The sequence below is a fragment of the Burkholderiaceae bacterium genome (assembly GCA_024235995.1).
Taxonomy (GTDB): Bacteria; Pseudomonadota; Gammaproteobacteria; order Burkholderiales; family Burkholderiaceae_C; genus Ottowia.
This window is the reverse complement of the sequence record JACKLI010000001.1, coordinates 554,111-574,527: the sequence shown is the minus strand read 5'-3', so window position 1 is coordinate 574,527 and position 20,417 is coordinate 554,111. Positions and strand designations below refer to the sequence as shown.

The following is a 20,417-nucleotide window of genomic DNA, read 5'->3' as shown; positions in this document are numbered from 1 at the left end:
GTTAAATCAGGGGGCATGCTTGAGATCAACCGCTCGCTTGCACTGTTCCAACTCACGGGGGGAGATAGCAGGCACACACTGCTTGACTCTGCTCAGGATATCTCGACCGTTAACAACTCGCGTTGACTTCAGCAGATCAGCCAAGGCCACTACTTGTGACCAAACATCAACCTTCCGCAGGTGCATCAACGCAAACGAGATGTAATCTTCAAAGACATCCCCCTGTTTCAATGCTGCGAGATGAATACGGGCTTCTGATTGGTCGCCGAAATGACCCAGCAAAATCTCGTCCTCGTCCCTGTCAGGAAAGCTTGACCAATGCAAGTAGTCAGCGACCATCCCAGATGCCAGCGTCAAGACGGCCCCAACTCTGGCAGTATCCGACATGAGTGAAGGCATCTGCCAAGCTGTGTATCCATAGCCGTCAACTGATGCGTGACAGGAAATCTCTGTTACCAAGAATCCGACCGACATTGCCATGACTGCATGGCCCGCCTCGTGATACGCGGTAATTTCAATTTGCTCCCTCTGCATCGATTTCCTTCGTGATCTTCAGTCCACGACTAGCAGGCCGTTGAAAAATCCCCTGCGAGCGTCCGCGTCGGCCGCTACGATCTGAAGCCATCCCGGAACAACTGCGACAAGAAAGATGAGAGGCAACCAAGACTTCCAGGGGGCGATGTTTAGCTACATCAGCCTTGAAGAAAGAGTGCCAGCGGCACACCCGCTGCGCAAGTTGCGCGCCGTGGTGGATGCGCTGCTGTCGAGCATGAACAGCGAGTTCGAAGCGGTGTACGCCCGCCGTGGCCGCCCCTCGGTGCCGCCGGAGATGCTGCTCAAGGCCTTGCTGCTGCAAATCCTGTTCTCCATCCGCAGCGAACGCCAGCTGGTCGAGGCGGTCAACTACAACCTGCTGTACCGCTGGTTCGTGGGCCTGAACATTGAAGACAAGGTCTGGGACCACTCCACCTTCAGCGCCAACCGCGAACGCCTCTTCAACGAAGACCTGGCGCGCGCCTTCTTCGAGCGCGTCAAGCTCAGCGCCCAGTGGGGCCGGCTTGCCAGCGACGAACACTTCAGCGTGGACGGCACGCTGATTGAGGCCTGGGCCTCGCACAAGAGTTTCAAACGCAAAGACGACGACAGCGGCACGCCACCCGGACGCAACCCCGAGGTGAACTTCAAAGGGCAGGAGCGCTGCAACGACACCCACGCCAGCACCACCGATGCCGATGCCCGGCTGTTCAAGAAGAGCGCGGGCGACAAATCTCGCCTGTGCCACATGGGGCACATCCTCATGGAGAACCGCAACGGGCTGATCGTGGATGTGGAGATCACACATGCCAGTGGCACCGCCGAGCGCGAGGCGGCGCTGGCGATGCTCAAACGCCGGGGAAACAAGAACAAGCGGGCCACGGTCGGGGCCGACAAAGGTTACGACAGCCAGGCCTTCATCAAGGGCTGCCGAAAGCTCAAAGTCACGCCACACGTGGCGGCCAAGGACAAGCACTCGGCGGTCGATGGCCGCATCCGGCGCCACGAGGGCTACAAGACCAGCCTCAAAGTGCGCAAGCGCATCGAGGAGGCCTTTGGCTGGATCAAGACAGTGGGTGGTCTGGCCAAGACCAAATTGATCGGTCAGGCCAAGCTCGCGGGCCAGGCGCTGCTGTGCTTTGCCACCTACAACCTGGTGCGCATGGGCAGTCTGGGCGGCTGGTGGGACGCGCATCATGCGTGAACCATGGGATACGTGCGCCCGGAACGGGCAAAACGGCCTGCAAACAGGCCGAAATGGCCGCTCCAATCGCTGCGCAGGCCAGTTTGGGCGATCCGTTTCTTCGAAATCCACGACCCTGGCGCGTTCGATGAGCATTTTTTCAACGGCCTGCTAGATCGTGATGGCCATGATGACGTAGCCAATCCTCGAACTCAAGTTCTGTGATTGCATCTGCCCAACGGGTTTTCTCGTAATCGCGGCGGGCAGATCGGAGGTGCATTTGTGCTGCCCGTGCAATCTCGTGAATCGCAGACGGATCGGTCAGGTTCGGCATCTCGTACCGTGTCGATTCGATCAAGCTCTGAACCTCTTGCGATTTGGCAATCGCTGCACTCAGTGCCTCAAGTGCAAAGCACTTCTTTTCCTCAAAGTAGCTCTTCTCCATTCGTCCATTCATTGATCTTCCTTCGTTAAGCCTCGTTGAGTCGTTCGGCGTCATCCATGCCGTCACTCTCCCCCTTGTAAGGGTTTTCTACCCGCAAGGCCCTGCCGGCTTCGTTCAACACCAACCACCAGAAGACCGCGCAGTTCGGCCAAGCGTCACAGTCTGAATCCACGCCCTTATCCACGTCCGCAACAACACCGAAGCCAGATAGATATCCGTCGATCCACTCTTGCGGCGGCAGCACTGGCGACGTGCTTGGAATTGGCCGGCCCCAACGCGAGAGCGCAGCCTCTCTGGATGGGAAATTGGCGACAAGGTGCATGCTTTCCTTCTAATCTTTAAGCAATCAAAGTCATGCCGGCGTGCTTGGATGCTTTGATATCAAACGTCATCGTCTCGGCACAGCCTGCCCCAGAAGCCGAGCGCTCAATCAGACAGTCGGCAAAATCTGCACCGCCCTCTCCAAACACTCGCAGAGCACGCATCACCTGATCGGCACGCTCCACCAGCAACTGTTTGGTTCGCAACATCACCTCCAACGCTTGCGCTACCTGCTGTCCAGTTAGCTCGTAGCAAGATGTCAGCACCCAATACAGCTCAACAACTGAGACCATGGTGATGTAGCCCGGTCTGTCGGCATCCAAAGACTCAATCAGCTTGGTCGCCTTTGCCGACTGTTTTGGATCGTCCTGCATGATGTAGCGCACAAGGACGTTCGTATCGAGGCCGATCATCGGGCAGCAGCTCCGCGCTGCGCAATGGCCGCATTCATGGATTCAATGGTCACGGCCTTCTTTGCCACTCCAAACATCCCCTTGAGCGCAGTAACCTCGCTGGTAGCGGCAACGAATTCGTAACGACCTGGCGCGATCTGCACAAATTCCACGCGGTCGCCCGCATCAACCTTGAGTTCATGGCGTACTTCGGCAGGAATGGTGATCTGGCCCTTGGAGGTGAGAGTGGCAGTAGACATGATTTTGAATCCTTTGCCTTACTATAAGGTAAGGCGGCCTGATTCGTCAAGTGCGCCTCTTCCAAATGAGCTTTGCTATAGCGCATTTGCAAACATATCCTCCAGCGTGACCGGGTCCACATCCACGTAGCGCTGCGAGCAATCGATGCTGGAGTGCCCCAGAAGCTGCGCCACGGTGTCCATATCGCCCGTGGTGGACAGCACCTTGCTCGCAAAGGTGCGCCGCCCAGAATGACTGGAACCGCCCTTGATGCCCGCACGCTGGTACAACTTCGTCACATGGGCCTGAAGGCTGTCGCAGGCCTTGTAGTCGCGTCGCTCTCCTGTCTCCAGAACCCGCCGCTTGGTGTTCTGCGACATGCCATCGCCCCGGCTGCTGTAGATCAGTGTTGATTCATCAGCACAACTGAGCCAGTGATCACGTTGAATATTGAGCCACTGGGTTGATGGATTCTTTGACTATTCGGTTGTGGATAAGTCTATCGGGTCTGCTGTTTTTCGATCTCCTTTCTGGCTCTTTGGGCGTTGCTTTGGGGGAGCCGCGCCAGCGGCACTGGAGTGCTTGAATCGCCAGCTCTCGTTGCCCGTCTCGACGATGTGGCAATGGTGCGTGAGCCGGTCAAGCAAGGCCGTGGTCATCTTGGCGTCTCCAAAGACGCTGCTCCACTCCGAGAAGGTGAGGTTGGTGGTGATCACCACGCTCGTTCGCTCATAGAGTTTGGAGAGCAGGTGGAACAGCATCGCGCCGCCCGACTGCGTGAATGGCAGGTAGCCCAGTTCATCCAGGATCACCAGATCGACGTACATCAGGCGGTGCGCCATTTGCCCGGCCTTGTTCTGCGCCTTCTCCAGCTCCAGGGCGTTGACCAGCTCCACCGTTGAGAAGAAGCGCACCCGCTTGCCATGCATGCGAATGGCCTCGATCCCCAGGCTCGTGGCCAGGTGGGTTTTACCCGTGCCGGGGCCACCAACCAGCACCACGTTGTGCGCCGACTCCACGAAGCGAAGGGTGTGCAACTGGCGCACCAGTGCTTCGTCGAGCTGCGCGTGGGCGAAGTCAAAGCCGGCGAGGTCACGGTGCGAAGGGAAGCGCGCCACGCGCATCTGGTAAGCCATGGAACGCACCTCACGCTGAGCGGTCTCGGCCTTGATGAGCTGGTGCAGCACGGCCTCATGATCCAGCGACTTCATGCGGGCGGTGCCCAGTACCTCCGGCCAGGCACTGGCCATGCCGTGCAGGCCCAGCGCTTTGAGGGCATCAATGACGTCATGCATGGTCGGACTCCGGTGATGCCTCATGAGGCTGGACGTTGCGCAGTGCGTCGTAGCGCTGCAGGTTGGCCAGTGGCGGCGTGTTGAGCTTGAGCATCGTGGCCACCGGTGGCTCGGGCACGCGCTGCTCCTTCAGACGCGAGAGCACGTTGAGCACGTGCTCGGCACTCACCCGCCCGGACTGCAGCGCCAGCTCTACCGCCACCACCACGGCCTCCAGTCCATGCAGGCTCACCCCCATGAGCACCTGCGCCATCACCCTGTCGCCACCGCTGTGGCGCAGCAACTGGCGCTGCATTTCCTGCAGTGGCTCGGGCATGGTCTTGAAGGGCGCGCCGTTGCGCAGCGCGCCGGGCTTTCGCTCGATGAGCGCGATGTAATGCATCCAGTCGTAGAGCGTCTGATCACGTTCGAAGCTGCGCGCCAGGCGCACCTGTCGCCCATCGGGCCCGACCACCAGCAGGCCATCCGCGTAGGCCCGCAGACTGACCACCGCATGAATCCATTCACACGGCACGCTGTAGCGGTTGCGCTGGAAGTGGATCAGTGCGGTCGCAGAGACCCGTACCGGCTGCTCCACGTAGCCATCAAACGCACGGGGGTTGGGCATGAGACGAGCACGTTCGTCCTGCCAGACATCGGCCACCGTGAGCTGAGTCCATTCCGGGTGACTCATCTCAGCCCAGGCCTTCACGCAGGCCTGCTGCAACCAGTCGTTGAGTTCACCAAGCGTCCCCCAGCGCCGCTCGCTGGCCTCACGCCAGATGTCCTTGCGCCGATCCTGAACGTTCTTCTCCACGACCCCCTTCTCCCAGCCGGCGGCCCGGTTGCAGAACTCCGGCTCGAACAGGTAGTGCCCGGTCATCGCCTCGAAGCGTGCATTGACGCTGCGCTGTTTGCCATGGCCGACCTTGTCCACAGCGGTCTTCATGTTGTCGTAGATGCCCCGCCGGGGCACGCCACCGAAGAGGGCGAACGCCCGTGCGTGCGCATCGAACAGCATCTCGTGCGCTTGGCTGTAGTACGCCACCAGGCAGAAGGCGCGACTGGCCGCCAGCTTGGTGTGTGCCACTTCCAGGCGGCGGCGCAGCCCGCCGATGAACAGGTACTCGCAGCTCCAGTCGAACTGGAACGCCTCGCCCAACTCGAAGCTCAGCGGCACGAACCCCGCACCACGCGCAGCGTTGCCTTGCTCTTGCTGCCAGCGCTGGGCAAAGGCGTAGACCGGCCCTCGGCTGCCGCTGTAGCCCTGCGCGCGCAGCGCCTCAAACATGGCCTTGATCCCGCGTCGATCGCGTTTGCTGCGATGGCTATCGGCCTTGAGCCATTGGCTCAACTGCTCCTTGTACGGATCCAGGATGCTGGGGCCCGACACCCGCTGCGGGTATCGGGGTTCGGCCATCTGCCCGTCTTTGAGCCACTTGGTGGCTGTGTTGCGCGAGATGCCCAGGCGCCGGCTGGCCTCGCGCACCGACACGTCCTGCCTCAGCACGAGGCGGCGTAACTTGCTCAATGTGCTCACGTTGATCACTCCTGCTCCCCCGTGCTGAAAAATTCAGCAGGATAGAGCGGCAACGTGGCTCAAATTTCAACGTGAATGCGTCCCGAAATGGCCCAGCTTTGGAAATGAATCAACAGGCGATCTCAACTCTGAAGTGCAACACCAGTGGTTGAGAATCAATGAATCGTAGCCGAATCTTTCTCGCTGATGGCCGTCATGATGCGCTTGAAAGCTTGGTAGGGACTGTCCCATCCCAGCGTCTGCCTGGGTCGGTTGTTCATCAAGTCGGCAATCGAGTCCAGCGCATCTTGGTCATGCACCGACAGATCGGTGCCCTTGGGCAGGAACTGGCGCAGCAATCCGTTGGTGTTCTCGCAACTGCCCTTTTGCCAAGGACTGTGCGGATCGCAAAAGTACACCTTCACGCCCGTGGCCTCACTGAGCGCCTTGTGCCGCGCCATCTCCCGACCCTGGTCGTAGGTGAGCGTTTTGCGCAGCGGCGCAGCCACCGCATTGAGCTTGGCCGAGAACGCCGCCAGCGCACTTTCTGCCGTGCTGCTCTGCATCTTGCACAGCAGCACAAGACGCGTTGTACGCTCCACCAGCACACCGACCGCAGACTGGTTGCCCGCACCCTTGATCAGATCGCCCTCCCAGTGCCCGGGCATCAGGCGGTCTTCGATCTCGGGCGGGCGCACATGGATGCTCACCATGTCAGGGATCTTCCCTCGTCGATCCTGGCCCGCAGAGCGGGGCCTGCGCGTGCTCTTGCCTTGGCGCAGCAAGGCGATGAGCTGGCGGCGCAGCTCCCCGCGTGGGTAGGCGTAGATGGTGTCGTAGATCGTCTCGTGCGAGACGTGCCAGGCGGGCTCATCGGGATGCATGCGCCTGAGTGTGCTGGCAATTTGCTGTGGCGACCAGCACCAGCTGAGCAGCGTGCAAACCGTCTGCCACAAAGCGCCATCGGCATGCAGCTTGGGCAAGGGTCGGGCATCGATGCGGCGCTTCAGATATGCGTGGTGGGCGCTGCTGCTGGCGTAGCCGCTATCGCTGCTGTTGCGCCGCAGTTCGCGACACAGGGTGCTGGGGCTGCGCCCCATCAGTCGCCCCATGGCCCGAAGGCTCCAGCCTTGCTGGTGCAGCGAGCTCAGCGTCATGCGCTCTTCAGCCTGCAGTTGTTTGTATCGTGTTCCCATCGGTGCAACTTACCTCATGTGAGGGTGTTGCACTTCAAAATTGAGATCGCCACACTTCGCAAGCAGCGTCTGGATATTTTTATCGGAGTAAGGACGCCCGCCGACATTTTCGCGACCGCGTCCCTCCAAGAGCTCATTGAGGCGGCTGGAGGGGCGGTGCGAGTTACCTGGGCCATTTCGGAAGCGGGCGAGTTCGCGGATTGGAAAGGCGAACGCGGCTATGTACATGAGGTGGTCGCCCGCAGTGCGGGAGACCTTTCTGCGCGCCAGGTCTATATGGGGGGGCCGCCCGCCATGATTGATGCCATGGTACGTTTGCTGCTCAAGTCACGGGTTAAGCGATCCCAGATTCGCTTCGACAAATTCGCTTAATCCTCACGGATCAGATGATGGGACAAGCATATGGAACAGGACAGCAAGGGCCAGGCAAAGGGCGCCCTCATGAAGTCGCTTGACAATGCATTGACGCTTCTTGAGCAATTTACCCCCGAGGCGCCGGCATTCGGGATCACGGAGCTCGCGACAAGGCTCGGCCTCAACAAAGCGACCGTTTTCAATATGCTCAAGACACTTGAAGCACACAGCCTGGTCGAGCAGCTTTCCGACACCAAGAAATATACCCTTGGTCACGGCATCATCGTGCTTGCGGGCACCAAACTGGCCCAAAGCGAGCTGTCCCATGTGGCAAGACCTCATCTGGCCCGGCTTTCCCATGAGACAAACGAAACAACCCATTTGGCGATCCTCCATCGCAACGAACTGCTCTACCTCGAAAAGATCGAGAGCAGCCAGCCGGTGCGCGTGGCGGCGCGCATAGGAGGAAGGGCGCCGCTGCATTGCACGGCAAACGGAAAGGTCCTGCTCGCCTTTCAGCCTAATGAAGTGATCGAAGAAGCGCTGCGCGCGCCCCGAGCCCGATACACGGAAAATACGATCGTCGACCCGGCCGTGCTTCGCAGTCAGCTTGCCGAGATCCGACAAGCCGGCTACTGCATCGAACGGGAAGAATTCATTGCCGACATCCGGGGCATCGCGGCGCCGGTCTTCGACTTCAACGGCACGGTTATTGCGGCAATTGCCGTCGTCGGACCGTCCGCACGGATTACAGAAGGGCAGATCGAAGCGCTTGTGCCACTCACCTTGCGAACAGCAGAATCGATTTCCCGTAGCCTTGGCCATAAACCGTATAAAGACGCTTGAAAGCGGATCTCGGACAGGACCTGCGTCACCGGCAGAGTCAGACCACGCGATTGATGGCGGCGACTTGCATCAGTCCCGTTTCGCTGGAGATGCCGGGGATTGCGCCGGCAGCCGCGCGTGAGTGTCGTGACTACCGGCATTCTGTTTATTTCATTAAGGCTTTAGCTTCTTCGAGCAGTTTTTTCCCGTCATAGCCTTTAGCAGTCACGTCCTTCACCCATTCGGCCACGACACCTTCAGAAGCCGCTTGCCAGCGTTGAACTTCCGCAGCCGGCACTGTGTAGAAGATATTCTTGCGATCCGCGGCGATCTTGCGTCCGGGCAGCCCGGACTCGGCGAACACCCTTCCTACCCAAGCCGACGCCTCGGGGGTAAATTGCTCAAGAAGCGTCAATGCATTGTCAAGCGACTTCATGAGGGCGCCCTTTGCCTGGCCCTTGCTGTCCTGTTCCATATGCTTGTCCCATCATCTGATCCGTGAGGATTAAGCGAATTTGTCGAAGCGAATCTGGGATCGCTTAACCCGTGACTTGAGCAGCAAACGTACCATGGCATCAATCATGGCGGGCGGCCCCCCCATATAGACCTGGCGCGCAGAAAGGTCTCCCGCACTGCGGGCGACCACCTCATGTACATAGCCGCGTTCGCCTTTCCAATCCGCGAACTCGCCCGCTTCCGAAATGGCCCAGGTAACTCGCACCGCCCCTCCAGCCGCCTCAATGAGCTCTTGGAGGGACGCGGTCGCGAAAATGTCGGCGGGCGTCCTTACTCCGATAAAAATATCCAGACGCTGCTTGCGAAGCAGGCCGCGGGATAGCGCATCGCGCGCAATCGACAGGATAGGCGCGAGGCCGGTACCGCCGGCGACGCAGAGTATATCGCGCTGTGCGGTCGCATCGATGAATGCGTGACCCACCGGCACCACCAGGCGCAAGGGGATGTCGCGCGCCCCGAGCAGAATTGGCGATGACACGCCACCCGGGACGCGGCGGATATAGAACTCGAGAGTGGAGGTCAGCGTATTGCCGGTGTTTGCCATCGAGTAGGCGCGATATCCTGTGACGCCGGGCACTTCAAACAATGCGTATTGGCCGGCGAGGAAAGTAATCGGCTCGTCGAGTTGAACCATCACGCGTGCGATATCGCTCGTCTCAGTTTCCGCGCTTGCCCGGCCCTTCACGATGCGGACCGGGGGTAGACTCGCGTCCCGCGATTTACATAACGCGTCCGGCAATCTACAGTCACTCTGTGGTAATGCCTGGCACAGGAGCACATGGCCCTCTTGGCGCTTTGTCTCGGGCAGCCCGGGCGCATCCGGCCAGCGGACGACGACAGCACCTTCAATGATCTGGGTACGGCATGAGCCACAAGTTCCTGTCGCGCATTCATACGGAAGCGCATAGCCTGCCCGCAGGCCTGAAATCAGGAGCGGTTCGTCCGTTGCAGCGTCGAAGCCGTTGGCGGCGTCAAAATGGATTCGATGAGGCATGGTCATTAGTCGAGAGTCCGGCAGTTGGTGATGAGGATTCCACTAGTGCGGAAAGAAATGGGCGATATCCGCCTTTATTGCCTGGTCTTGCTGGTTCTATCCGGCAAGACCAGGCAATTACTCGGCCGCTTCCGGGAGTTCGACGAACACCTCGTCGCCGATGACGCTCACAGGATACTGTTGCAGTTTTGCGTCCTCGGGTTCAATCCCGGCGCCCGTCTGTGCGTCGAACTGCCAAAGATGTTCTGTACAAGGGCGATCTCAACTCTGAAGTGCAACACCAGTGGTTGAGAATCAATGAATCGTAGCCGAATCTTTCTCGCTGATGGCCGTCATGATGCGCTTGAAAGCTTGGTAGGGACTGTCCCATCCCAGCGTCTGCCTGGGTCGGTTGTTCATCAAGTCGGCAATCGAGTCCAGCGCATCTTGGTCATGCACCGACAGATCGGTGCCCTTGGGCAGGAACTGGCGCAGCAATCCGTTGGTGTTCTCGCAACTGCCCTTTTGCCAAGGACTGTGCGGATCGCAAAAGTACACCTTCACGCCCGTGGCCTCACTGAGCGCCTTGTGCCGCGCCATCTCCCGACCCTGGTCGTAGGTGAGCGTTTTGCGCAGCGGCGCAGCCACCGCATTGAGCTTGGCCGAGAACGCCGCCAGCGCACTTTCTGCCGTGCTGCTCTGCATCTTGCACAGCAGCACAAGACGCGTTGTACGCTCCACCAGCACACCGACCGCAGACTGGTTGCCCGCACCCTTGATCAGATCGCCCTCCCAGTGCCCGGGCATCAGGCGGTCTTCGATCTCGGGCGGGCGCACATGGATGCTCACCATGTCAGGGATCTTCCCTCGTCGATCCTGGCCCGCAGAGCGGGGCCTGCGCGTGCTCTTGCCTTGGCGCAGCAAGGCGATGAGCTGGCGGCGCAGCTCCCCGCGTGGGTAGGCGTAGATGGTGTCGTAGATCGTCTCGTGCGAGACGTGCCAGGCGGGCTCATCGGGATGCATGCGCCTGAGTGTGCTGGCAATTTGCTGTGGCGACCAGCACCAGCTGAGCAGCGTGCAAACCGTCTGCCACAAAGCGCCATCGGCATGCAGCTTGGGCAAGGGTCGGGCATCGATGCGGCGCTTCAGATATGCGTGGTGGGCGCTGCTGCTGGCGTAGCCGCTATCGCTGCTGTTGCGCCGCAGTTCGCGACACAGGGTGCTGGGGCTGCGCCCCATCAGTCGCCCCATGGCCCGAAGGCTCCAGCCTTGCTGGTGCAGCGAGCTCAGCGTCATGCGCTCTTCAGCCTGCAGTTGTTTGTATCGTGTTCCCATCGGTGCAACTTACCTCATGTGAGGGTGTTGCACTTCAAAATTGAGATCGCCAAGTGATTACTTCACCATCAAAGGCGCCTTGGCAAAGCGGGATGTCCATATGTGGACACTTGTTCTGGAAGGCACGGATTGCTCCTTTGGTAGAGACCAAGAGCAGGCTGTTGTCAGTGCCCGGGACGGACATTTCGATCATCTCACCCTCCGGAATGTCGGTCCTGGCACATAGCTTGATCGGTTGCGTATTCATCAGTTATCTCGTTAAAGCGGCAAGGGGGTTGGCACTGTGAACATGCGCGTATGGAGCCGTACTGTCCGGCTGTCGATGAGCCAGGTGTCTCCGTTTTTCACGAGCCGATCCTCATAGTGGCCCACGGCGAACAGGTCGCTCTGTCCCTTCATGTCAGTACGGAACACTGAAAAGGTCGACCGCGCCAATGCCTCGCCTTTTTCGAGGCTGATTTGATCCACAGTGATCTGATGCGTCCGGTCGGCCAGGTCATGCACATGTTCCGCCGACTCCTTCAACAGGCGTAGAAGCTCGGCGCGTTTAACCGACATCCAAATCATTTCCTTGCCAATCTCGGGACTGTATGCGCGCAACACATAGCTCCCCGGTTCTGCAAAGGAAGCGATGACGGCAGCAAAATCCTTAGTGTCAAGCAGCCGCCCCACGCGCGCAATCAGCTCGCGTATCGCTTCACGCTCGAAGAGTTGGCTTGCGACGTCAGACATTGGTGATCTCCTTTATTGAATGAGAAACATCGGTATCCACATTACCGTGCCTGAACGGATCATTCGGCGCGCGTCCAAGGCACCGACCCCATTCCTGATAGAAGGCGCGGAGGTTGGCATCGTCCTGCGGTTTCAGCCCTTCTTCCCTGGCAAAGAGGCTGTATCGCGATCCACCCTGGACCATGGTCTCCCACTGCGTTTCGACGGCGGCGATATCCTCTGGGAGATTGCGACCGGCCGGTCCCCATACCTCATTGTGGTGCTGGATCCGCATTGCGCGGACGTCCGGTGTATCGGACTTGAGCCCTACGCCGCGCCATTCGACGAGGGTCTTGCCGGGTGCGAGTGGCGTCATTGTGTCTATACGCATCACGGTCGCGCGAATATTGAGCATCACGTCAGGAAACAGCAGCATGACGACCATGCCGTTCGGCTGCATTCCCGGCAATGCGCCCTCGCTCCGCTCCCCCAGCCCGTAACTGTCGTAGTGAATTACACCCTGCTGAATGATGTTGTGGGAATTCTGGTAAAGCAACCAATTGCGTTCGTGATAGCTCTTGTGTGCGACGGCGGTGCGCCGGTTCAGCACATGCAGGAATTCATGATAGAGCTCGGAGTTGTTGTCTACGAAGAGCTTCCAGTTCGTATTGATGATCGCGCGATGGTAATGGAATACCTCAAGCTCTTCCTGGCCAAGGTGGGTCTTCATATGGTCCGCCATACCACCCAAGAATTGCTCGAGTGGTGGCACGTCGTCCTTCAGGCAAACGAACACCATGCCGCAGAAGATTTCCGTTCGGACAGAGCGCAGTCCAACGTCGTCTTTTTTCAGACTGCAGCCGTCATATCCCTTGCTTCGGGTGATGCTTGTGCACTTACCGTCGAGCGCAAACGTCCATAGATGATAAAGGCACTGCAGGCCCTTCTTCGCATTTCCACGCTCGTCGCGCACTAGGCGCGCGCCCCGGTGTGGGCAAACGTTAAAGAACGCCATAATCGACCGGTCCTCGCTGCGCAGGATGACAACCGGTACCCCGGCGATTTCCTTCGCCCGGTAGTCGCCGGGTTCTGGCAGTTCCGATTCGTGACAGACAAGCCGCCACGTTGCAGCCAGGATTTTCTCTCGCTCTTCCTCGAAAATCACCGGATCCGTATAGATTCGGTTATCTACATAGTGCGTAGACGGAAGCTTAGGGGCAGTAGCCCAGGGACTGACATGATCCATTGCGTTCTCCACATGATCCATTGCGTTCTCCGTTTAGGTATAATAAACATCATTTATTTATAATAAATGATGGCATGTGTACCTCAAGCTGTCAACCACCACACGACGGTTGTGGTGCAAATAGCGGCATCGGTTAGAATCGGTCGATTTGACTGACATGGCCAAGCGCAAGACCATCGAAGAGCTGTTCAAGGGCAGACACTTTGAGCGGGAGATCATCATTCTGTGTGTGCGCTGGTACTTGCGCTTCAAGCTTTCATCGCGCGATCTGGTGGAAATGATGGCCGAGCGCGGTTTGACTGTCGCGCATACAACCATCCTGCGTTGGGTGCAGCGCTTCGTTCCCGAGTTCGAGAAACGCTGGAACCGGTATGCCACTGCAGCCGGCTCCGCTTGGCGCGTCGACGAGACATATGTGAAGGGCCTTGTCAACTTAACGCCGTATTGGCGAAGTGAGAGCTGGTGAAATGGTGCTCAGACTGCGGTAGACGGATTTTGGGTAACGCCAGTGACGAGATGCCAGATAGCGAAGCGTCTGGCGAGTTGATTACGATAGCGCACAGCGCCGAGTTGGTGGCGCTTGATGGCGAAATGCTGTCGGATCGGTCCGAAGCTGGACAGGAATGTTTGCGTTCGTCCTGGCGAGCGAAAGCCTTTCATGCGCCGTTCGCGTTCGCGTGTTGGCTGATGACTATTCTCGGCCCGGTTGTTGACCCGGGCTGCAGCTTTGACGAACACATGGCGATCTCAATTTTGAAGTGCAACACCCTCACATGAGGTAAGTTGCACCGATGGGAACACGATACAAACAACTGCAGGCTGAAGAGCGCATGACGCTGAGCTCGCTGCACCAGCAAGGCTGGAGCCTTCGGGCCATGGGGCGACTGATGGGGCGCAGCCCCAGCACCCTGTGTCGCGAACTGCGGCGCAACAGCAGCGATAGCGGCTACGCCAGCAGCAGCGCCCACCACGCATATCTGAAGCGCCGCATCGATGCCCGACCCTTGCCCAAGCTGCATGCCGATGGCGCTTTGTGGCAGACGGTTTGCACGCTGCTCAGCTGGTGCTGGTCGCCACAGCAAATTGCCAGCACACTCAGGCGCATGCATCCCGATGAGCCCGCCTGGCACGTCTCGCACGAGACGATCTACGACACCATCTACGCCTACCCACGCGGGGAGCTGCGCCGCCAGCTCATCGCCTTGCTGCGCCAAGGCAAGAGCACGCGCAGGCCCCGCTCTGCGGGCCAGGATCGACGAGGGAAGATCCCTGACATGGTGAGCATCCATGTGCGCCCGCCCGAGATCGAAGACCGCCTGATGCCCGGGCACTGGGAGGGCGATCTGATCAAGGGTGCGGGCAACCAGTCTGCGGTCGGTGTGCTGGTGGAGCGTACAACGCGTCTTGTGCTGCTGTGCAAGATGCAGAGCAGCACGGCAGAAAGTGCGCTGGCGGCGTTCTCGGCCAAGCTCAATGCGGTGGCTGCGCCGCTGCGCAAAACGCTCACCTACGACCAGGGTCGGGAGATGGCGCGGCACAAGGCGCTCAGTGAGGCCACGGGCGTGAAGGTGTACTTTTGCGATCCGCACAGTCCTTGGCAAAAGGGCAGTTGCGAGAACACCAACGGATTGCTGCGCCAGTTCCTGCCCAAGGGCACCGATCTGTCGGTGCATGACCAAGATGCGCTGGACTCGATTGCCGACTTGATGAACAACCGACCCAGGCAGACGCTGGGATGGGACAGTCCCTACCAAGCTTTCAAGCGCATCATGACGGCCATCAGCGAGAAAGATTCGGCTACGATTCATTGATTCTCAACCACTGGTGTTGCACTTCAGAGTTGAGATCGCCGGGTCAATGCAAGACAGCTTAGACCGCCGGCGTTGGAGAACCCAATGCAAACCGAAGCTGCATCAAATTCGACTCAAGGCGGTCTTGGCCGGGCCAGCATGTACAAGACACGCTGACGATGAAAAGAAGAGCGTTTACCACCTTTGCAGGTGCAGGCAGAGCACGATGTCTTTGCCAATGAATCCCGGCTTGACGGTCATCGCACCGAAATGCGAGGCATATGTATATAGGCGGTCCGTGGAGCCGCAGTAACACCCAGAGGGCGAAACGAGCCGCGATGGTACCAGCGTTTTTGGAGAACCTCGCGATCCCCTCCGCACCTGTTCGCGCACGGTGTAAACGTCAAACGCGAGTTATCCGGATCTTCTGTGGATAACTCCCGCCCGAGGTCGGCCGGAACAAGCCCCAAGCCCCGAAAACACAGCGACTTCATTGGATTGCTGAAATTTTGAGCAGCGACTCGGCGGTGCAGGCTTGGCCCCTGGAGATAAGCAAACCGGGTTTGCATGTGAGCACCCGATGGTGGGCGGCTTTGGGGCACAACCACTGCAAGGCCAGCTAAAATTTGCGCAACTGCGTTTCGCCGTTCGAGCTGTCGCACAGCATCTTTCTGATCTTCAACCCGGCACTGCTGTCGGTTTGTTCTTGATCTTTTCCACAACCCTTGCGGGCCTGCACCCGCACAGGGACATGCGTCCGCATTCATTTCAGAGCGTTCGCATGAACAGAAAATTTTGGCTCTCCGGAATAACTTGTGGAACAGGTGACCATGCAGTATCCTCCTGAGTCGGATTTTCGTGTGGAAAGGAAACCAAGTGAAACTGCATCCTAAGACCGCCGCCCTTGTGGACCGGTTCGCCGCAGCTCTGAAGGAAAAACTCGCCGCCGCAGAGGAGAAGTACGGCTACTCCGACGGGTGGGCGACTGACGACTGGATGGGCGAGTGTCGCAAGGAACTGCGGAAGCACGTTGCAAAAGGGGACCCACTGGATGTGGCGGCCTACTGCGCATTCCTGTGGCATCACGGCGAGGCGACCACCGGCCCATGTCCGCACGCAGACTACTGCAACGAGACGGGCTCCTGCGCGAACGGATGCGATGACCGGATGCCTCGGCTGACGGACCAAGATGTGGCCGACTGCTTGGGTCGGTCGTTCGATGCGGCGGGGAATATCCTGCCCAGCACCTTCGCACGCGAGGTTCTCCGGGCGGCTCAAGTCTTGGTCCGAGAGAAGTGAATTGACTGCCTTTTTCTTCATCTGCGCAGCCCTGTACTGCGCGTGGTTCATCCTGAGGTTCCTGCTATGAACGAGAATTACGAGGGCGCGCTGGCCAAGATTGACGCTGCAAGGAAACTGGCCCGGCAGACGATGGCGAAGCATGGCAAAGAGGAGGTGTGCGACCCGCCAATGGGCATCGACACGCCCCAGAGGCCGGCGCTGCCGGCTTGGCAGGACGTGTTGGGCGCTGCCGAGCAGCTCGTCCGGCAGAAGCCCGCCTTCCCCAAGTACATCAAGGGCACGGTCTTGGAGAACGATGTGCCGGTGTGGATTGCCACCTTCACCCAGCAAATGCTGGTGCGCGAGCTGTCTCGCATCCGGGCTGTCATCGCTTCCGACCGCTGTGACGGTGATACCGACTACGCAGCGGGAGCCAACGCCGCCCGAGCCAAGTACCTCGCCGCCATTGACAAGCGGTGACCCCATCCACACGACAATCCGGGGATGACGGACATCCTCGACCTGAAGGGCTGGACGGTGCTGGGTCGCACCGAGGAGGACGGGGCGGACGTGCTGGAGGCGGAGTACCCGCTGCCCATGCCTACCGCCTGCCCAAAGTGCGGCACCCTCGACTGCATCTACCGGCACGGCACCAAAGCTACTACTTACGTCGACATTCCGATGCGCGGGAAGCCGGCCAAGCTGCGGGCGAAGGTCCAGCGATACCGGTGCACCTCCTGCAAGGAGACCTTCCTGCAGCCGCTGGGCGGCATCTTGGAGGGCCGGCGCATGACGGAGCGCTGCGCCACCTACATCAAGGCCCACAGCCTGCGGGACACCTTCACCCGCATCGCGGAGAACGTGGGGTGCGACGACAAGACGGTCCGGACGCTGGGGGCGGAGTACATGGCCGAACTGGAGGCCAGCCACCGGCCGGAGATGCCAGACTGGCTGGGCATCGACGAGACCCAAATCGACGGGAAGATGCGCTGCGTCCTGACGGACATCGGGGAGCGCCGCATCCTCGACATGCTGCCGGACCGGGACAAGGCGACCTTGGCGGGGTGGCTGCACCGGTTCAAGGACCGGCACTGGGTCAAGGGCGTGGCCATCGACATGTGGCGGCCGTACCGGGACGTGTCGCACCAGATGTTCCCTGGCCGACCGGTGGTCATCGACAAGTTCCACGTCGTCCGCATGGCGAACTACTGCATGGAGCGGGTCCGCATCCGGCTCCAGAAGCAGCGCAAGGCTGGCGAGCGGCGCCTGTGGCTCCAGTCCAAGGCGATGCTGAACATGCGGTACGCCAAGCTGGCCGAGAAGGGCCGGTTCAATCTGGACATGTGGCTGGCCAACGAGCCCGAGCTGGCCGCCGCCTACGGGCTGAAAGAGGCGTTCTACAACATCTACGACCTGCCCAAGGCGCAGGCCGTGGCGGCCTTCGACGCCTTCCCGGGGACCATCCCAGCCAGCCTGAAGGCGGACTTCAAGACTCTCACGACCGCCATGAAGAACTGGCGGACGGAGATTCTGGCGTACTTCGACCACCCCATCACCAACGCCTACACCGAGGCGCTGAACGGGGTCGCCAAGACCATCAACCGGCAGGGCCGGGGGTACACCTTCGAGGTGCTGCGCGCCCGTCTCCTGTACGGCAAGGGGCCGCTGGAGCCGTGGCGGCTGGCGACCGTCTACCCTGCCAACCCCACCCAGTTGCAGCTCCTGAAGCGGGAACAGGGCAACCGGTGCCAGAGCTGCGGCTGCGAGCTGGGACGGACCAAGGACGACAAGGCGAACGTGGTCGTTCTGGTGCGCGGCAACACCCGCCGGCAGCAGCTCATTTGCGGGCTGTGCAACGTCGGTTTCCACACGGAGGCACTCAATCACCGGAAGCCTCCTTCAACACAGAAATCCGGATAGCCGTGGTTCTGGGGGCACTACCAGCCGGACGCGGGCAAGCGATCGGACCCGAACGCCTCGCCGATGCACGCGAAGGACCTGTCGAAGGTGCCGCCCGGGATCATCGTGAGTGCGGGGCGCGATCCGCTGCGCGATGAAGGCGAGGCCTACGGCAAGCGCCTGAACGATGCGGGCGTTGCCACCGAAGTCGTGCGCGGCGAGGGACTCGTGCACGGCTTCCTGTCGATGATCAACTACGCGCCCAGCGCGGGCAAGGCGTTCGACAGGATGGCGGCCGCGATCGCGAAGGCGACTGGCTGACCGGAACGCGCCGTCCGACCCCGGAACGCGTCATCCCGACCCCCCGGAACGCGTCATCCCGCCTCCCCCGGAACGCGTCATCCCGCCTCCCCCGGAACGCGTCATCCCGGGCTTGACCCGGGATCGTGTGCGCCCGCAGGCCCACGACCCCGGGTCAAGCCCGGGGTGACAGCGCCGCACCCGTTTGAGCCACGGGTGACCCACCCGCGGGCCGGGCAATCCACCCCCCCGGCACGGGTAGGGTGGGGTCGAAGCGCGAAGCGCGCGCCCCACCGCCAGCTCACGGATACATCCCCGCCGCCCGCAACTTGAGCGTGCACAGCGCCACCAGCAAGTCCAGCGTCGGCGTTGCCACGCCCTTTTCGCGCGCCATCGCCAGCGGCGCGCGGAACATCGCTTCCAGCTCCGGCTTGCGGCCCGCTGCGACGTCCTGCCCGATGCTGGGCACGTGCGGCAATTTCCGCGTGGCCTCGATGGACCGGCTCACCGTGACGGGGCAACCCATGGCGGCGGCGATCGCTTCCACCTCGTCCTGGATGCGAAACCGTGCCTGCACGCACGCCTCTTCGGCATAGAGCGCCGCGAGCGAGACGGGGGCGAGCACCGCGAGCGGGCCCGAGCCGAGATTGAGCGCGAGCTTCTGCCAGATCGCATCGCGGATGCGCGGGGTCGCCTCCGCTGGCAGCCCCGCCGCCTTGAACAACTCGGCGATCGCCATGAGGCGCGGCGACATCGAGCCATCGGGTTCGCCGAACACCATCGTGCCGTTCTTCCCCGCGAGCTTCACCACGCCAGGTTCGACCACCGTGCACGGGCTCGACGTGACGCCGCCGACCGCGCGCTGCGGTCCGACTGTGTTCCACAACACGTCCCCCGGGTCGAGCTCGGGAATCCGCTTGCCTTCGTCCGCATTCCCCTGCCCGTGGAAGTACCACCACGGGATGCCGTTCTGCAGGAACACGGCCGGCGTGTCCCTGCCGAGCAATGCGGTGATGGCCGGCGCGGACGCGGTGAGCGCGGTCTGCTTGACGGTGACCAGCACCGCATCCTGCTCGCCCAGTTCGCGCGGGTCGTCGCTCGCGCGCACGTTCGCACGCACCACGCCGTCTGGCGTGTGCAGTTCGAGCCCGCGCGCCCGCACCGCCTGCAGCGTGGCGCCGCGCACGAGCACGCTCACGTCGGCGCCGGCGCGCGCGAGCATCACGGCGATGTTCCCCCCGACGGCGCCGGCCCCGAAGACGCAGACGCGCATCGCACGCATGGCGGTCACTCGCGCCACGACGGATCGTCGCGATCCAGCTGGCGCAGCAGCGCCGACCATTCGCGCTGGCCGTTCCAGTTGCCCAGGCTCGCCTCGCTGCCCTTGCGGTCCGTCACCGTGGGCGGCGCGAGAATGCGCGCGGTCTTCGCAACAGCCTCGGGGCTCGGCATGTGCAGCGGCGTGTTCGCCGCGAGGAAGTCCACCTGCACCTTGCAGGCCGTCTCCAGCCGCTGCATGAGCAGGAACGTCTCGGCCACGCTGCGCCCGCAGGTGAGCAGGCCGTGGTTGCGCAGGATCATCACGTCCTTGTCGCCCAGGTCTGCGACGAGGCGTTCGCGCTCGGCCTCGTCGACCGCCGGCCCCTCGAACGCGTGATACGCGATGCGGTCATGGAAGCGCAACGCCCCCTGCGTCGCGGGCATCAGGCCGCACTCCATCGTCGCGACCGCCATGCCCGCGCGCGTGTGCGTGTGCAGCACGCAGGCAATGTCGTGCCGCGCGGAATGGATCGCGCTGTGGATCACGTAGCCGGCCTGGTTCACCTCGTACGGCACGTCCCCGGGCTTGTCGACCACGTTGCCCGCCAGGTCGATCTTGTAGAGGCACGACGCCGTGATCTCCTCGTACAGGTAGCCGAAGGGGTTGATGAGGATGTGGCCCGCCTCACCCGGCACGCGCACGGTGATGTGGTTGTAGATCAGGTCCGCCATGCCGTAGCGCGCGACCAGGCGGTAGCACGCGGCAAGGTCGAGGCGGGCCTGCCATTCGGCGTCCGAAATGCGTTGGCGGATCGTCAATGTG

At 61.0% G+C, this 20,417-nt stretch carries 22 protein-coding genes and 5 pseudogenes; 9 read left to right on the top strand and 18 right to left on the bottom strand.

Annotated features, from left to right (window positions below):
* Window positions 1-6: 6 nt before the first annotated feature.
* The gene (locus tag H6927_02860) at window positions 7-534 is read right to left on the bottom strand and encodes a hypothetical protein (GenBank protein ID MCP5217034.1); all 528 of its coding nucleotides are present in this window, start codon (window positions 532-534) and stop codon (window positions 7-9) included.
* A gap of 115 nt (window positions 535-649) precedes the next feature.
* On the opposite strand from H6927_02860, the gene H6927_02855 reads away from it, so the two are divergent.
* Complete coding sequence (locus H6927_02855; protein ID MCP5217033.1) at window positions 650-1,738, top strand: IS5 family transposase; 1,089 nt, start codon at window positions 650-652, stop codon at window positions 1,736-1,738.
* Window positions 1,739-1,877: 139 nt separating this feature from the next.
* On the opposite strand, the gene H6927_02850 is transcribed toward H6927_02855, so the two are convergent.
* The 8 genes and pseudogenes from H6927_02850 to H6927_02815 form a co-directional block, all read right to left on the bottom strand.
* Entirely contained in the window at window positions 1,878-2,162 is a 285-nt protein-coding gene (locus H6927_02850) for a hypothetical protein (protein ID MCP5217032.1), read from the bottom strand.
* A 25-nt stretch (window positions 2,163-2,187) separates the two neighbouring features.
* The gene (locus H6927_02845; GenBank protein MCP5217031.1) at window positions 2,188-2,484 is read right to left on the bottom strand and encodes a hypothetical protein; all 297 of its coding nucleotides are present in this window, start codon (window positions 2,482-2,484) and stop codon (window positions 2,188-2,190) included.
* 16 nt (window positions 2,485-2,500) lie between these two features.
* Window positions 2,501-2,896 carry a type II toxin-antitoxin system VapC family toxin gene (locus tag H6927_02840; protein MCP5217030.1) on the bottom strand — a complete coding sequence of 132 codons (396 nt, stop codon included), beginning with the start codon at window positions 2,894-2,896 and terminating at the stop codon, window positions 2,501-2,503.
* Entirely contained in the window at window positions 2,893-3,135 is a 243-nt protein-coding gene (locus H6927_02835) for an AbrB/MazE/SpoVT family DNA-binding domain-containing protein (protein ID MCP5217029.1), read from the bottom strand. Before H6927_02835 ends, H6927_02840 begins: the two co-directional genes overlap by 4 nt.
* A 75-nt stretch (window positions 3,136-3,210) precedes the next feature.
* Window positions 3,211-3,522 (bottom strand): annotated as a pseudogene (locus H6927_02830) (tyrosine-type recombinase/integrase).
* A gap of 72 nt (window positions 3,523-3,594) precedes the next feature.
* Complete coding sequence (locus H6927_02825) at window positions 3,595-4,434, bottom strand: ATP-binding protein (GenBank protein MCP5217028.1); 840 nt, start codon at window positions 4,432-4,434, stop codon at window positions 3,595-3,597.
* Window positions 4,403-5,929, bottom strand: coding sequence for an IS21 family transposase (locus H6927_02820; GenBank protein MCP5217027.1), 1,527 nt, complete (start codon window positions 5,927-5,929; stop codon window positions 4,403-4,405). The genes H6927_02825 and H6927_02820 overlap by 32 nt, the downstream gene beginning before the upstream one ends.
* Window positions 5,930-6,084: 155 nt before the next feature.
* Window positions 6,085-7,104: an IS30 family transposase gene (locus tag H6927_02815; GenBank protein MCP5217026.1), complete on the bottom strand. Its 1,020-nt coding sequence runs from the start codon at window positions 7,102-7,104 to the stop codon at window positions 6,085-6,087.
* A 27-nt stretch (window positions 7,105-7,131) separates the two neighbouring features.
* Here H6927_02815 and H6927_02810 point away from each other — a divergent pair, with 27 nt between their 5' ends.
* Window positions 7,132-7,476: a hypothetical protein gene (locus H6927_02810; protein MCP5217025.1), complete on the top strand. Its 345-nt coding sequence runs from the start codon at window positions 7,132-7,134 to the stop codon at window positions 7,474-7,476.
* A gap of 30 nt (window positions 7,477-7,506) precedes the next feature.
* Complete coding sequence (locus H6927_02805) at window positions 7,507-8,304, top strand: IclR family transcriptional regulator (protein ID MCP5217024.1); 798 nt, start codon at window positions 7,507-7,509, stop codon at window positions 8,302-8,304.
* A gap of 145 nt (window positions 8,305-8,449) precedes the next feature.
* Here H6927_02805 and H6927_02800 read toward each other — a convergent pair.
* The 6 genes and pseudogenes from H6927_02800 to H6927_02775 form a co-directional block, all read right to left on the bottom strand.
* Window positions 8,450-8,674: pseudogene (locus H6927_02800) on the bottom strand (C4-dicarboxylate ABC transporter).
* A 114-nt stretch (window positions 8,675-8,788) separates the two neighbouring features.
* On the bottom strand, window positions 8,789-9,799 hold the full coding sequence (locus tag H6927_02795; GenBank protein ID MCP5217023.1) for a 2Fe-2S iron-sulfur cluster binding domain-containing protein: 1,011 nt from the start codon (window positions 9,797-9,799) through the stop codon (window positions 8,789-8,791).
* Window positions 9,800-10,087: 288 nt separating this feature from the next.
* Window positions 10,088-11,107 carry an IS30 family transposase gene (locus tag H6927_02790; protein ID MCP5217022.1) on the bottom strand — a complete coding sequence of 340 codons (1,020 nt, stop codon included), beginning with the start codon at window positions 11,105-11,107 and terminating at the stop codon, window positions 10,088-10,090.
* A 34-nt stretch (window positions 11,108-11,141) separates the two neighbouring features.
* Window positions 11,142-11,354, bottom strand: coding sequence for a Rieske 2Fe-2S domain-containing protein (locus H6927_02785; GenBank protein ID MCP5217021.1), 213 nt, complete (start codon window positions 11,352-11,354; stop codon window positions 11,142-11,144).
* A gap of 11 nt (window positions 11,355-11,365) precedes the next feature.
* A complete protein-coding gene (locus H6927_02780; GenBank protein MCP5217020.1) occupies window positions 11,366-11,839 on the bottom strand; it encodes a nuclear transport factor 2 family protein in 474 nt (157 codons plus the stop codon).
* Complete coding sequence (locus H6927_02775) at window positions 11,832-13,085, bottom strand: aromatic ring-hydroxylating dioxygenase subunit alpha (protein ID MCP5217019.1); 1,254 nt, start codon at window positions 13,083-13,085, stop codon at window positions 11,832-11,834. The genes H6927_02780 and H6927_02775 overlap by 8 nt, the downstream gene beginning before the upstream one ends.
* A 136-nt stretch (window positions 13,086-13,221) precedes the next feature.
* Between H6927_02775 and H6927_02770 the strand changes: the two are divergent.
* Window positions 13,222-13,485 (top strand): annotated as a pseudogene (locus H6927_02770) (IS6 family transposase).
* Between the two features lie 53 nt (window positions 13,486-13,538).
* On the opposite strand, the pseudogene H6927_02765 reads toward H6927_02770, so the two are convergent.
* Window positions 13,539-13,808: pseudogene (locus tag H6927_02765) on the bottom strand (IS6 family transposase).
* Window positions 13,809-13,855: 47 nt separating this feature from the next.
* Between H6927_02765 and H6927_02760 the strand changes: the two are divergent.
* The 5 genes and pseudogenes from H6927_02760 (at window position 13,856) to H6927_02740 (ending at window position 18,355) form a co-directional block, all read left to right on the top strand.
* Window positions 13,856-14,875 (top strand): IS30 family transposase, encoded by a 1,020-nt coding sequence (locus H6927_02760; protein MCP5217018.1) that lies wholly within the window; start codon window positions 13,856-13,858, stop codon window positions 14,873-14,875.
* Between the two features lie 855 nt (window positions 14,876-15,730).
* On the top strand, window positions 15,731-16,153 hold the full coding sequence (locus tag H6927_02755) for a hypothetical protein (GenBank protein ID MCP5217017.1): 423 nt from the start codon (window positions 15,731-15,733) through the stop codon (window positions 16,151-16,153).
* A 66-nt stretch (window positions 16,154-16,219) separates the two neighbouring features.
* On the top strand, window positions 16,220-16,615 hold the full coding sequence (locus tag H6927_02750; GenBank protein MCP5217016.1) for a hypothetical protein: 396 nt from the start codon (window positions 16,220-16,222) through the stop codon (window positions 16,613-16,615).
* Between the two features lie 24 nt (window positions 16,616-16,639).
* Window positions 16,640-18,055, top strand: coding sequence for an ISL3 family transposase (locus H6927_02745; protein MCP5217015.1), 1,416 nt, complete (start codon window positions 16,640-16,642; stop codon window positions 18,053-18,055).
* A gap of 3 nt (window positions 18,056-18,058) precedes the next feature.
* Window positions 18,059-18,355 (top strand): annotated as a pseudogene (locus H6927_02740) (alpha/beta hydrolase fold domain-containing protein).
* Between the two features lie 280 nt (window positions 18,356-18,635).
* Here H6927_02740 and H6927_02735 read toward each other — a convergent pair.
* Together H6927_02735 and H6927_02730 are read right to left on the bottom strand one after the other, a co-directional pair.
* Window positions 18,636-19,616: a 2-dehydropantoate 2-reductase gene (locus tag H6927_02735; GenBank protein ID MCP5217014.1), complete on the bottom strand. Its 981-nt coding sequence runs from the start codon at window positions 19,614-19,616 to the stop codon at window positions 18,636-18,638.
* Between the two features lie 5 nt (window positions 19,617-19,621).
* On the bottom strand, window positions 19,622-20,413 hold the full coding sequence (locus H6927_02730) for a class II aldolase/adducin family protein (GenBank protein MCP5217013.1): 792 nt from the start codon (window positions 20,411-20,413) through the stop codon (window positions 19,622-19,624).
* Between the last annotated feature and the right edge of the window lie 4 nt (window positions 20,414-20,417).

Bases quoted from the DNA above. Each gene is read 5' to 3' on its own strand.
- H6927_02860 (MCP5217034.1), bottom strand. From the start codon at position 534: ATGCAGAGGGAGCAAATTGAAATTACCGCGTATCACGAGGCGGGCCAT.
- H6927_02855 (MCP5217033.1), top strand. From the start codon at position 650: ATGAGAGGCAACCAAGACTTCCAGGGGGCGATGTTTAGCTACATCAGC.
- H6927_02850 (MCP5217032.1), bottom strand. From the start codon at position 2,162: ATGGAGAAGAGCTACTTTGAGGAAAAGAAGTGCTTTGCACTTGAGGCA.
- H6927_02845 (MCP5217031.1), bottom strand. From the start codon at position 2,484: ATGCACCTTGTCGCCAATTTCCCATCCAGAGAGGCTGCGCTCTCGCGT.
- H6927_02840 (MCP5217030.1), bottom strand. From the start codon at position 2,896: ATGATCGGCCTCGATACGAACGTCCTTGTGCGCTACATCATGCAGGAC.
- H6927_02835 (MCP5217029.1), bottom strand. From the start codon at position 3,135: ATGTCTACTGCCACTCTCACCTCCAAGGGCCAGATCACCATTCCTGCC.
- H6927_02825 (MCP5217028.1), bottom strand. From the start codon at position 4,434: ATGAGGCATCACCGGAGTCCGACCATGCATGACGTCATTGATGCCCTC.
- H6927_02815 (MCP5217026.1), bottom strand. From the start codon at position 7,104: ATGGGAACACGATACAAACAACTGCAGGCTGAAGAGCGCATGACGCTG.
- H6927_02805 (MCP5217024.1), top strand. From the start codon at position 7,507: ATGGAACAGGACAGCAAGGGCCAGGCAAAGGGCGCCCTCATGAAGTCG.
- H6927_02795 (MCP5217023.1), bottom strand. From the start codon at position 9,799: ATGACCATGCCTCATCGAATCCATTTTGACGCCGCCAACGGCTTCGAC.
- H6927_02790 (MCP5217022.1), bottom strand. From the start codon at position 11,107: ATGGGAACACGATACAAACAACTGCAGGCTGAAGAGCGCATGACGCTG.
- H6927_02785 (MCP5217021.1), bottom strand. From the start codon at position 11,354: ATGAATACGCAACCGATCAAGCTATGTGCCAGGACCGACATTCCGGAG.
- H6927_02780 (MCP5217020.1), bottom strand. From the start codon at position 11,839: ATGTCTGACGTCGCAAGCCAACTCTTCGAGCGTGAAGCGATACGCGAG.
- H6927_02775 (MCP5217019.1), bottom strand. From the start codon at position 13,085: ATGGATCATGTGGAGAACGCAATGGATCATGTCAGTCCCTGGGCTACT.
- H6927_02760 (MCP5217018.1), top strand. From the start codon at position 13,856: ATGGGAACACGATACAAACAACTGCAGGCTGAAGAGCGCATGACGCTG.
- H6927_02750 (MCP5217016.1), top strand. From the start codon at position 16,220: ATGAACGAGAATTACGAGGGCGCGCTGGCCAAGATTGACGCTGCAAGG.
- H6927_02745 (MCP5217015.1), top strand. From the start codon at position 16,640: ATGACGGACATCCTCGACCTGAAGGGCTGGACGGTGCTGGGTCGCACC.
- H6927_02735 (MCP5217014.1), bottom strand. From the start codon at position 19,616: ATGCGTGCGATGCGCGTCTGCGTCTTCGGGGCCGGCGCCGTCGGGGGG.